Genomic DNA, 12,206 nt, shown 5'->3' with positions numbered 1-12,206 from the left:
AAGAATGTTACTTGAATTAAATATAAAAAATTTTGCAATAATTGAAGATCTGAGAGTTGAATTTGAAAAAGGTCTAAATGTAATAACTGGAGAAACCGGCTCTGGAAAGTCTATAATAATTGATGCTCTTTCCATAGTTTTAGGACAAAGAGCTACTAAAGATATTATAAAAACAGGAAAAGACTATGCTTTTATAGAAGCTATTTTTACTGATGAAAACAATATTCTTTCAGATTTTTTAATTCAAAATAATATTGAAGCTTCTGAAGTGATTATTATTTCAAAGGAGATAAAAGTTGATAGGCCCAGTATTACAAAAATTAATGGTAGAACTGTAACAACGAGTGTGCTTTCAAAAATCACTTCAAAGCTTATAGATATATTTGCTCAACATGAGAATGTTTCTTTAATGAATGTTCAAAATCAAAAAAAACTAATAGACTTTTTTGGAGATGAAGAACATGTAAAAACATTAAAAATATTAGGTGAGTTAGTTGAGGAAATACAAGTTTTAGAATCAAATTACCATTCAAATTTAGAACTAGAAAAAGATAAAGATAGAGAAATGGATTTATTAAAATATCAAATTGAGGAGATAAATAGTGCGAATTTAACAATCGAAGATGATGAAAAGGTAGAGAGTGAATTTAAAATGTTAAATAATATCTCTCATATATCTAATTCCATAAATGAATCTATAAATATAATAAATAGCGATTATAATAGTGCAAATATTGAAGATCTGCTAGATACAGTGGTAGTAAATATTAGCGATGCTTTAAAATTCGACGATGAGCTTGAAAGTACTTATAAAGACTTGGAAGATATTAGGTATAGATTAAAAGAAATATCTTCAAGTCTTGGATTATACTTAAGTGCAATAGACTATAGTGAAGAGAGATATAAAACACTAGAAGATAGATTAAATACAGTAAATAACTTAAAAAAGAAATATGGCAATACTGTATTAGACATAAAAGAATATTTAAAAAAAGTTTCTAATAGGTTATCATTTTTAGAAAATTATGAAAATGAAATTAATAAGCAAAGAGAAGAAATTGAAGCATTAAAAGATAAGTCACTTAAATTGGCGCTAATTATTTCAGAAAGCAGAAAAAAGATATCTAAGATATTAGAAAAAGATATTGAAAGAGAGTTAAGAGAATTAAATATAAAAAATGCAAAATTTAAAATAAATATTTCAAAAAAAGAACTGTCAAAAGATGGTATAGATGGAATTGAGTTTATGATTTCAACAAATATAGGGGAGGACTACAAGAGCTTTTCTAAAACTGCATCTGGTGGAGAAATGAGCAGAATTATGCTGGGATTTAAAAGTATAATAGCAAAAAAAGACAATATAGGAACTCTAATATTTGATGAAATAGATACGGGTATAAGTGGAGAGACAGCACAAATAGTTGGAAATAAAATTAAAGCACTGTCAAGGGATATACAAATAATTGTAATATCTCATCTTCCACAAATTGTTTCTTTAGGAGATGTTCATTTTTCAATAAGAAAAGAAGAAAGAGGAAACGTTACTTTTTCAAATATAAAAAAGTTAAATGAAGAAGAGAGAGTATTGGAATTAGCTAGGCTAATTGGAGGAAAAGACATAACTCAAACAGCCCTTAGAGTAGCTAAAGAAATGCTAGAAAAGTAAATTTGACAAGGAGAACTATATGGAAGAAATAGAGAGAACGATGAAGTCGGAAAAAATTTATGATGGAAAGATATTATCTCTAAAGATTGATACTGTTGAACTGCCAAATAGAAAGTATTCCAAAAGAGAAATAGTTGAACATAATCCAGTATCTGCAATAGTAGCAGTAACTGATGAAGATGAAATATTAATGGTAAAGCAGTATAGAAAAGCAGTAGATAAGTATATTTATGAAATACCTGCTGGAATATTGGAATTAAATGAGAGTCCACAAGAAGGTGCACTTAGAGAATTAGAAGAAGAAACGGGATTTGTAACTAAGGACATTGAATATATATTGGAATTTTTCTCTTCTCCAGGATTTTGTACAGAAAAAGTGTATGTATTTGCAGCTGAAAATTTAATTAAAAAAGAACAAAAACTAGATGAAGATGAGTTTTTAGAATGTGAAAAAATTCCCTTTGAAGATATATTAAAAATGATTGAAGTTGGTGAAGTAGTTGATGCAAAGTCAATTGCAGGAATACTTGCTTATAGTCAAATGAGGAGAAGAAATGAAAATTGAAGAAACTATAGAATTTATTAGAACTACAGTTGAATTCAATCCAGAAATCGGAATTATATTAGGCTCTGGTTTAGGTGATTTTTCAAAGTATATTGAAAATAAAATTATAATAGTCTATAAAGACATACCTGAATTTCCAATATCAACTGTAGCCGGACACAGTGGACAGTTAATATTTGGAGAACTATATGGGAAAAAGATAGTGGCAATGAAGGGCAGAGTTCACTATTATGAGGGACTTGGAATTGATAAAACTGTATATCCTACAAAAGTAATGTGTGAGCTGGGCATAAAAAAATTAATAGTAACTAATGCTTCTGGTGGTATAAATAGAGATTTTAAACCAACAGATATAATGCTAATAAGAGATCATATTAATTTCACAGGTAAAAACCCTTTAATTGGAAAAAATGAAGATGATAAAGGTCCCAGATTTCTGGATATGACATATACCTATTCAAAAGAACTTAGAGAAAAGGCAAAGAGTATTGCTAAAAAAATAAATTTAGATATTAAAGAAGGCGTGTATATTTGGTTTACAGGACCATGCTATGAAACACCGGCAGAAATAAAAATGGCTGAAATACTGGGTGCTGATGCTGTTGGGATGAGTACTGTTCCAGAAGTGATTATTGCTAGACATAGAGGCGTTGAAGTGCTTGGTATTTCTTGCATAACTAATATGGCAGCAGGAATTTTAAATCAGCCGCTTAACCATGAAGAAGTAATAGAGGTATCTGAAAAAGTTAAAAGTATTTTTTCAAAATACATCTCTGAAATAATTAAGGTTATTTAGTTCATTAGATTAGGGTGATTAAAAAATGAATATGTATGAGATAATTGAAGAAAAAAAATTGTCAAAAAATCTATCTAAAGAGGAAATTGATTATTTTATAAAGGGATATACAAATGGTGAAATACCGGATTATCAAGTATCTGCACTTTTAATGGCCATTTATTTTAATGGGTTAAATACAGAGGAAACTTATTACTTAACTGATGCAATGGTGAATTCTGGAGATAGGATTGACTTAAGTGCAATAGATGGAATAAAAGTAGACAAACATTCAACAGGGGGAGTAGGTGATACAACTACTCTTGTTGTTGGGCCACTTGTAGCAAGTTGTGGGGTGCCTTTTGCAAAAATGAGTGGAAGAGGTTTGGGACATACAGGAGGAACTATAGATAAGCTTGAGTCAATTCCAGGAATGAATATAGATCTTAGTATTGCAGAGTTTATAGAGAATGCAAATGCCATAAAAATTGCCATTTGCGGGCAGACTGGTGATATTACTCCGGCAGATAAAAAACTATATGCCTTAAGAGATGCTACTGCAACTGTAGATAATGTGAGTTTAATATCTAGTTCAATACTGAGTAAAAAAATTGCAGTAGGAGCTGATGCGCTTATATTAGATGTAAAAACAGGCTCTGGAGCTTTTATGAAAACTTTAGAAGAAGCAAGAGAACTATCAAAAATGATGGTTGATTTAGGGCATAAATTTAATAGAAAAACTGTTGCCCTAATTACGAATATGGATGAACCTTTAGGATATGCTGTAGGCAACGCCCTTGAAGTAATTGAGGCAATTAATACACTAAGAGGAGAGGGACCAAGAGATTTAATTGAACTTTGCTTAAATTTAAGTTCGAAACTACTAGTACTCAGTGGAAAATTTAACAGTGAAATTGAAGCTAGAAAATTGTTGAATGAAAATATATCCGCAGGATTGGGATTGGAAAAGTTTAAAGAATTTGTTTCAATGCAAGGTGGAGATATTAGCTATATTAATGATTTAAGTAAATTTGAGCTTTCAAGTATTAAAAGAGAAATTTATTCAAATAGTGAAGGTTATGTTAAGAAAATAGATGCATTAGAAATAGGAGAAGTTTCAAAAAACTTAGGCGCAGGAAGAGAGACTAAAGATTCCAGTATAGATTTAGGAGCAGGTATACTATTAAATAAAAAGATAGATGATTTTGTAAAAGTGGGAGATTTACTAGCCACTGTCTACACTGAAAAAGAAAGTGAAATAGAAAGAGCGAAAAACACTATTTTATCAGCATATAAAATAGGAGAAGAGAATAAAGACGAGTATAAACTAGTACTAGATGAGATAGATTGAGGATTAAAATGATTGATTTTACAAGTTTAATATATAGGATAATAGCTTTATTAAGTGCAATAATTCCCCATGAAATCGCACATGGATATGCAGCCTATTTACTAGGAGATGATACTGCTAAATCAGAGGGGAGATTGTCTTTAAATCCCTTAAAGCACCTAGATCCAATAGGGTTATTGTCAATGATAGTATTAAGAGTTGGTTGGGCAAAGGCCGTTCCAATAAATCCAAATAAATTTAATAAAAATCGCAAGGCATCTACAATAATAGTTTCGCTTGCAGGGGTATTTGTAAATTTTATAATGGCAATACTATTTGGCATTTTATTTGTAATTGGATATGTAAAGGGATGGAATATAACTAGTTTGTTTTTAGAAATTCTATGGTACAATGTGATGCTTGGAGTTTTTAACTTAGTTCCATTACCACCATTAGACGGCTCAAAGGTTCTTGCAAGCTTATTGCCGGAAAAAATAGAATACTATTTTTATAAATATGAGCGATACTTTTATATAGTGCTTATAGTTTTACTATTTTCAGGAGTAGTAAATAAAGTGATAAGTCCGATAATTTTTACAATTATAGATAAAATAATTTTTCTAGGAGCTAAAATTTATGGACTATAAAGTTAATTTAAAAGTCTATGAAGGTCCTATGGAACTCTTAATTGATTTAATTAAAAAGAATGAAGTGGATATTTATGACATACCAATTCACATTATAACAAGTCAGTTTTTAGAATATATTACAGAAGCCAATAAAATAAATTTAGAGTTGACTAGTGATTTTTTAGTTATGGCCAGTACACTTTTAGAAATAAAATCAAAAGTACTACTTCCTAAAATAAATTTAGAAGACGATGAAATTGAAGAAAATGATCCAAGAGATGAATTAGTTCAAAAAATATTGGAATATGAAAAATATAAGGAAATCTCAGAAAAGTTAAGAGAATCGGAAATTTATGAGTTAAAAGCTTTTTATAAATTACAAGATGATTTTTCATCTATAGATGATTTGGATTTTTTAAAAAATTGTAATGTAAATAGTTTATTTAAAACAATGAAGAAAATATTAGAGAGAAGTAAAAGCAGTACTGAAATATCAGAAATTTATAGTGAAAGTTTTCCAATTCAAAAAGCTAATGATATAATTGTTGAAACTTTAAAAAAGAAAAATACTTTTTTATTTTCAGAATTAATTGGAGAGTATTCTTTTAACGAGGAGATAATATCTTATTTTTTAGCAATTCTAGAACTTATAAGAATGGGTGAAATATTAGTAAGACAAACTGGATATTTTACTGATATAAAAATTAGTAGGAGAGAAAATATTGGATAATGAAAAGATTAAATCAATAATTGAAGGTATTTTATTTGCGTGGGCTGATCCTGTAAATATAACTGATCTTTCAAAAGTTTTAGAAGTTTCTCCCAATAAAATAAGAGAATTAATTTTAGCTATGCAAGATGACTATGAACAAGAGGAGAGAGGACTTAGAATATTACAAGTAAATGAAAGTTTTCAATTGAGTACTAAACCGGAAAACTATGACTATATTAGTGAGTTTGTAAGTACAAAAAATAAAAAAAACCTATCAAATGCATCTCTTGAAACTTTGTCAATAATAGCATACAAACAACCTGTTACAAAAATAGAAGTAGAAGAAATCAGAGGAGTGAAGTGTGACTCTAGTATAAGGGCTTTAATTGAATTAGGTCTTATAGAAATAACTGGACAGCTAAATAAAATAGGTCGTCCCAACATATATGAAACTACGGAAGAGTTTTTAAAAAAATTTGGTTTGAAATCAATAGATGATTTGCCAGCAATAGAAGATGAAAATCAATTAAAGATAAATTTTTTGGAGGAACAATGAGATTACAAAAGTACATGGCGCATAGTGGAGCAGCATCAAGGAGAAAGTCAGAAGAGTATATTTTAGAAGGTAGAGTTAGAGTAAATGATGATGTAATTACAGAGCTTGGATATATAGTAGATGAAGAAAAGGACAAAGTTTATTTAGACGATAAGAGATTAAGAGTAATAAAAAAGCATACTTATGTATTGTTAAATAAACCTGTTGGAGTAGTTTCTACATCAAGTGATGAAAAAAATAGAAAGACAGTTGTAGATTTAATAGAAAGTGGCTCAAGGTTATATCCTATTGGAAGATTAGATATAGATACGACAGGGTTAATACTATTAACTGATGATGGATCTATAACAAATAAATTGACACATCCTAAAAATATGATAGAGAAAAAATATATTGCAACAGTAGAGGGAACACCTAATAAAATTGAATTGGATATGTTGAGAAAAGGCGTTAAAGTTGGAGCTGTTAAATTTGCTCCTGCAAAAGTAAGAATATTAAAGAAATTTGACAGTGACAGTATTTTAGAAGTGGTAATTCACGAGGGAAAAAATCATCAAGTAAAATTAATGTTTGAAAAAATAAATCACCCAGTAAAAAAATTAAAGAGAGTTTCAATTGGAGAGTTGGAACTTGGAGATTTAGAGCTTGGAAATTACAGATACTTGTCAGAAGAAGAAGTTAATTATTTAAAGAAGATAAAATAATGAGACCAGTAAAATTTAACTATAGAGAAATAATAGATGAAGTATTAGAAAATATGGATTTAAAGGACAAGGTTTGTCTAGACTGTACATCGGGAAGAGGAAATGATAGTTTAAACATAATTTCTAAAATAGGTGATAATGGATTTTTATATGCCTATGATATTCAAAAAGAAGCAGTAGAAGATACAACTGAATTATTAAAAAGTAATGGGTACAGTAATTTTAAAATATTTAATAAATCACATACAAATATAGATATTGATATTTCTTGTGAATTAGAACTTGTAATTTTTAATTTGGGATACTTGCCAAAATCTAATAAGAGCATAACCACTAAAAAAAATACTACAATAGAAGCGTTAGATAAAGCTATACCACTGCTTTCAAAAAGTGGAGTGATTATAGTGGTCTCCTATCTTGGACATGAATACTCTTTTGAGGAAAGAGAGGCAGTGGATAGTTATTTGAAACGGTTAGATCAAAATAATTTTTTAGTGGAAAAAAGGGAATTTTACAATCAAGTAAATAACCCTCCAATTGTTTTTTTAGTAGGGAGAAGATAGTATGAAAAATGTTGCTGTAATTGGTGCAGGACCGGCTGGAATGATGGCGGCTTATTTTGCCGCTAAAGACAACAGAGTTACTTTATTTGAAAAAAATGAAAAACTTGGCAAAAAACTGTTTATCACAGGTAAGGGCAGGTGTAATTTAACTAATAACAGAGATATTTCTGAGTACTTTAATGAAATTGCGAGAAATGATAAATTTATGTATTCTGCTCTATATATGATGTCAAATGTTGAGACGTTAAAATTGTTTAAAGAATTTGGATTGGAAACTAAAGTGGAAAGAGGAGATAGAGTTTTTCCTAAAAGCGATAAGTCCTCTGATGTAATACAATCTTATGAGAGAATGCTAAAGTCCAGAAATGTAAACATAAGACTAAATTCAAAAATAAAATCAGTTTCTAAAAATGAAGAGGAATTTTTAGTAGATGTCAATGGATTAAAAGAAACATTTGATGCAGTAATAATTGCAACGGGAGGAGTTTCATATAATTCAACAGGTTCAACTGGTGATGGATATAAATTTGCAAAAAACTTTGGACTAAAAGTTGAAAAAATATATCCGGCGTTAGTTCCAATAGAATTAAAAGATGATTTTCTAGGTGATTTACAGGGTATTAGTTTAAAAAATGTAACTTTAAAAACTGTTAAAAATAAAAAAACTGTACATGAAGAATTTGGGGAACTCTTATTTTCTCATTTTGGAATTACTGGACCAATAGTTTTAAGAACCTCCAGCTATATTAATAGAATGAGTGATTTTAATTTATATTTAGATTTAAAGCCGGCTTTAAGTTTTGAAAAACTTGAAAATAGAATTTTAAGAGATTTTGACAAATATAAAAATAAAGAATTAAAAAACTCCTTATTTGATTTATTGCCGAAGGGATTAGTTCCAATTATTATTAAAATGGCAAATATAGATGGTAGAAAGAGTGTAAATGAAATTACAAGAGAAGAAAGGCTTAGCTTGTTAAATACTATAAAAAGCATGCCCCTTGGCTATAAGAACTTAATGGATATTAATGCAGCAATTGTAACTAGTGGTGGAGTTTCTGTAAGGGAAATAAATCCTTCTACAATGGAGTCTAAAAAAGTCCCTAATCTGTATTTTTGTGGTGAGGTTTTAGATGTAGATGCGTTGACAGGTGGATTTAATATACAAATTGCAAATTCCACTGGATATGTAGCAGGAAATAGTATATAATTTATGAATTTATGCATTGCTATTTTCATCTAAATAAGGTATAATAATTTTGATAAGTGTAGTGTTTCTTAGTTGCAAATTGTAATTATATGAGTTGTTAAAAAGAATAATATTTAAGATCACTGGTTTTCAGTGACTTTTTTTTTGGGGGAATTATGTTTTCTATTGCAATAGACGGTCCTGCAGGAAGTGGAAAAAGCACAATTGCAAAACTTTTGGCCAGTAAATTAAATATTGAATATATAGATACAGGAGCAATGTATAGAGCGATAGCACTGAAGTGCTTAAGACTTAAAATAAATACTGATGAAGAAATTAAAAACATGCTAGCTGATACGGAAATAGATTTTATAAATGGTAAAATTTATATGGATAGTGAAGATGTATCTGAATTAATTAGAACAAAAGAAATCTCAACTATTGCATCTGACATTTCAAAAATAGCTGTAGTAAGAAAAAAATTAGTAGAAATTCAACAAAAATTAGCATCTAAAAAGGCTGTTGTAATGGAAGGTAGAGATATAGGGACTGTAGTTTTAAAAAATGCAAAGTACAAATTTTTCTTAACAGCTTCAATTGAATCCAGAGCAAAAAGACGATATGAGCAAATGCTTGAAGATGGAATAAAAATTGATTTAAATTCTGTAAAAGAAGATATATTAGCAAGAGATTACAATGATGAGCACAGGAAAAACTCTCCTTTGAAAATGGCCGATGATGCCATACTATTAGATAATAGCAATATGACATTAGAAGAAACTTTAGATTTTATGTTAAATGTAATTAGAGGTAATTAATAAATGCTATATAAAATTGTAAGAATTGTCGGCTTATTTATTTTTAAAATATTATATAGATGTGAAGTAATAAATGCTGACGAAATACCTAAAGATACACCGCTTGTAATTTGTTCAAATCACAAGAGTAATTTAGATCCGCTTTTTATTTCTGCAAACATAAAATTTCAAATACACTGGATGGCAAAAAACGAATTATGGAATATTCCATTTATAGGTTTTTTAATCACTAAACTAGGTGGCTATCCTGTAGATAGAAATACAACAGATATAAAAGCCATTAAGACATCTATGAAACTTTTAAAAGAAAATGAGGCAATTGGTATTTTTATTGAAGGTACTAGAGTACAAGAAATAGATTATTCAAAGGCAAAATCTGGGGCAGCAGTTATAGCTCATAGAAGTTCAGCTGTAATAATTCCAGTTTACGTTGAAGGAAATTATATGCCTTTTAAAAAAATGAAATTAATAGTAAGAGAACCTATGGACATTAGAAGTTTACCTAAACAAAGTCCAGATCAGTACGATGAAATTGCAGTAGATATATTAAAGGCAATTTATTCAGGAGTTGAAAAAAATAGAAGTTAAATTAGCTAAGTGCGCAGGATTTTGTGGTGGAGTTAAAAGAGCTGTTATTTTGGCAAATAAAAGTGCTGATTCAGGAGTTTACTGTCTAGGAGATTTAGTTCACAATAGTGTAGTTATGAATGAATTGTTAGACAAGGGTGTCAAAAAAATATATGATATTGAAAATATAAAAAATTCAAAGGTAATTATTAGATCTCATGGAGTCCATAGAGAGATAATAAAGCAGCTTGAAGAAAATAATAATGAAATTGTAGATTGTGTATGTAAAAAAGTTTCTACGATTTATGATATTGTAAATGAAAATTATAGAGAAGGCTACAATATTATAATATTTGGAGATAAGAATCATCCGGAAGTAATAGCAATAAATTCACATTGTGATGACAGTGCACTAATAATTGGAGATGAAAATGAGCCATTAAATTTACCGGAAGGCAAGTTAATAATAGTGTCTCAAACCACAAATAACGAAGAAAAATATAAAAAGTTAATAAATCGTATAAAAGATATTTCAAAAGATGAAGTTTTAGTTTATAATACTATTTGTAGTGCAACTAAAAATAGGCAACAAAGTGCTTCAGAACTTGCAAAAGAAGTAGACGCTATGATAGTTTTAGGAGGTAAGAATAGCTCCAACACAAAGAAACTCTTTGAAGTGTCTAAGAAGTACTGTGAAAATGTATATTTAATAGAGTCAATTAAGGACTTTAATTATAATATTTTAAAAAAATTTAATAAAATAGGTATTACTGCTGGTGCATCTACGCCAGATTCAGTAATCAAGGAGGCTGTTAGTAGTATGGAAAATTTTGGTAACAATGAGATGATGGAGGCCATAGAAAATACTTTTAAAAAAGTTAGAAGAGGCGAAGTAATCGAGGGTGAAGTATTATTTGTAAATGAAAATGAAGTAATGGTAAACATTGGATACAGATCTGATGGAATTATTTCTAAAGAAGAATTGTCAAGTGATCCTAACGTTACACCATCTGATTTATTTAAACCAGGCGACAAAATCCAAGTTTATATTATGAAAATGGATGATGGCGATGGAAATGTTGTTCTTTCTCACAGAAGAATAGAAAACATTAAAGTTTGGGATGAAATTGAAGAGAAATTTAATAACAAAGAAAGGGTTACAGTAAAAGTTAAATCTGTAGTTAAAGGTGGACTTACTGCTGATCTAGATGGATTAAATGCTTTTATTCCTGCATCTCATGTATCAATTAGATTCCAGAGAGACTTAACAAAGTATGTTGGACAAGAATTGTTATGTGAAATTATAGATTTCGATAAGAGCAAGAGAAAAATTGTTCTTTCAAGAAAAATGGTTGAAGTTGAAGAATTAGAAGAAAAGAAAAAAGCTGTTTATGAATCTATACATGAAGGAGACATTGTAGAAGGTGTTGTTCAAAGATTAACTAACTTCGGAGCGTTTATTGACCTAGGTGGAGTTGATGGTTTGATTCACATTTCTGAACTTTCATGGAATAGAGTTAAACATCCATCAGATGTAGTTACATCTGGACAACATGTGAAAGTACAAGTACTTTCAGTGGATGAGGAAAAAAACAGAATAGCTCTAGGCCTAAAACAAACTACAGAAAAACCTTGGGATACCTTTATAAGTAATGTCAAAGTAGGAGATGTAGTAGAGGGAAAAGTAGTTAACTTATTAGATTTTGGTGCATTTGTAAGATTAGAATCTGGAGTTGACGGATTACTTCACGTTTCTCAAATTTCAAGAGAGCATGTTGAAAAACCAGCAGATAAATTGGCAATCGGAGATGAAGTAACAGTAAAAGTTACAGATATTGACGAAGAAAATAAAAAAGTTTCTCTTTCAATGAAAGCTCTTTTAGAAGATGAACCTTCTGATGAACATGATGAGGAAACTGAAAAAGTTGAAACAAAGAAACCAGTAAAAAAAGTTAAAGAACCTACACCTACAGAAATTAATAATGATGATTCTTTTAACACTACAATTGGAGACTTATTTAACATAAATATAGAAGATTAATTAAACTGTTACTAGTAGTTAATAAAATTTTAAATAGTAGACAGGTTTAATAAGTTTTATAAATTTAGATGAAACTTTGATTAATAATAAA

The 12,206-nt window shown here is 29.2% G+C and carries 13 protein-coding genes; all 13 read left to right on the top strand.

The genetic code is table 11. The features are described from left to right. Positions 1-4 precede the first annotated feature (4 nt). The 13 genes from recN (at position 5) to BUB47_RS01065 (ending at position 12,115) form a co-directional block, all read left to right on the top strand. A complete protein-coding gene (recN, locus tag BUB47_RS01125) occupies positions 5-1,666 on the top strand; it encodes a DNA repair protein RecN (protein ID WP_073182959.1) in 1,662 nt (553 codons plus the stop codon). 19 nt (positions 1,667-1,685) lie between these two features. Continuing rightward, positions 1,686-2,231 carry an NUDIX hydrolase gene (locus tag BUB47_RS01120; RefSeq protein ID WP_073182957.1) on the top strand — a complete coding sequence of 182 codons (546 nt, stop codon included), beginning with the start codon at positions 1,686-1,688 and terminating at the stop codon, positions 2,229-2,231. Next, positions 2,221-3,027 carry a purine-nucleoside phosphorylase gene (locus BUB47_RS01115; protein WP_073182955.1) on the top strand — a complete coding sequence of 269 codons (807 nt, stop codon included), beginning with the start codon at positions 2,221-2,223 and terminating at the stop codon, positions 3,025-3,027. Before BUB47_RS01120 ends, BUB47_RS01115 begins: the two co-directional genes overlap by 11 nt. Positions 3,028-3,052: 25 nt before the next feature. Continuing rightward, positions 3,053-4,357, top strand: a complete 1,305-nt coding sequence (locus BUB47_RS01110) for a pyrimidine-nucleoside phosphorylase (RefSeq protein ID WP_073182953.1) — start codon at positions 3,053-3,055, stop codon at positions 4,355-4,357. A gap of 8 nt (positions 4,358-4,365) precedes the next feature. Next, positions 4,366-4,983: a site-2 protease family protein gene (locus tag BUB47_RS01105; protein WP_073182951.1), complete on the top strand. Its 618-nt coding sequence runs from the start codon at positions 4,366-4,368 to the stop codon at positions 4,981-4,983. Beyond that, the gene (locus BUB47_RS01100; protein WP_073182949.1) at positions 4,973-5,695 is read left to right on the top strand and encodes a segregation and condensation protein A; all 723 of its coding nucleotides are present in this window, start codon (positions 4,973-4,975) and stop codon (positions 5,693-5,695) included. The genes BUB47_RS01105 and BUB47_RS01100 overlap by 11 nt, the downstream gene beginning before the upstream one ends. Next, complete coding sequence (gene scpB, locus BUB47_RS01095; RefSeq protein WP_073182947.1) at positions 5,688-6,233, top strand: SMC-Scp complex subunit ScpB; 546 nt, start codon at positions 5,688-5,690, stop codon at positions 6,231-6,233. Before BUB47_RS01100 ends, scpB begins: the two co-directional genes overlap by 8 nt. After that, positions 6,230-6,937: a pseudouridine synthase gene (locus BUB47_RS01090; protein WP_073182945.1), complete on the top strand. Its 708-nt coding sequence runs from the start codon at positions 6,230-6,232 to the stop codon at positions 6,935-6,937. Before scpB ends, BUB47_RS01090 begins: the two co-directional genes overlap by 4 nt. After that, positions 6,937-7,500 (top strand): tRNA 5-(aminomethyl)-2-thiouridylate-methyltransferase MnmM, encoded by a 564-nt coding sequence (locus tag BUB47_RS01085; protein WP_073182944.1) that lies wholly within the window; start codon positions 6,937-6,939, stop codon positions 7,498-7,500. Before BUB47_RS01090 ends, BUB47_RS01085 begins: the two co-directional genes overlap by 1 nt. Before the next feature lies 1 nt (position 7,501). Then, complete coding sequence (locus BUB47_RS01080) at positions 7,502-8,710, top strand: BaiN/RdsA family NAD(P)/FAD-dependent oxidoreductase (protein ID WP_073182942.1); 1,209 nt, start codon at positions 7,502-7,504, stop codon at positions 8,708-8,710. 155 nt (positions 8,711-8,865) lie between these two features. Next, positions 8,866-9,507 (top strand): (d)CMP kinase, encoded by a 642-nt coding sequence (gene cmk / locus BUB47_RS01075; RefSeq protein WP_073182940.1) that lies wholly within the window; start codon positions 8,866-8,868, stop codon positions 9,505-9,507. Positions 9,508-9,510: 3 nt separating this feature from the next. Then, on the top strand, positions 9,511-10,095 hold the full coding sequence (locus BUB47_RS01070; RefSeq protein ID WP_073182938.1) for a lysophospholipid acyltransferase family protein: 585 nt from the start codon (positions 9,511-9,513) through the stop codon (positions 10,093-10,095). After that, positions 10,085-12,115, top strand: coding sequence for a bifunctional 4-hydroxy-3-methylbut-2-enyl diphosphate reductase/30S ribosomal protein S1 (locus tag BUB47_RS01065; protein ID WP_073183391.1), 2,031 nt, complete (start codon positions 10,085-10,087; stop codon positions 12,113-12,115). Before BUB47_RS01070 ends, BUB47_RS01065 begins: the two co-directional genes overlap by 11 nt. Positions 12,116-12,206 lie beyond the last annotated feature (91 nt).

The sequence above is a fragment of the Anaerosphaera aminiphila DSM 21120 genome (genome assembly GCF_900129925.1).
Classification (GTDB): Bacteria; Bacillota; Clostridia; order Tissierellales; family Peptoniphilaceae; genus Anaerosphaera; species Anaerosphaera aminiphila.
Note: the sequence above shows the minus strand (reverse complement) of the source record. Positions and strands in the feature narration are given on the sequence as shown.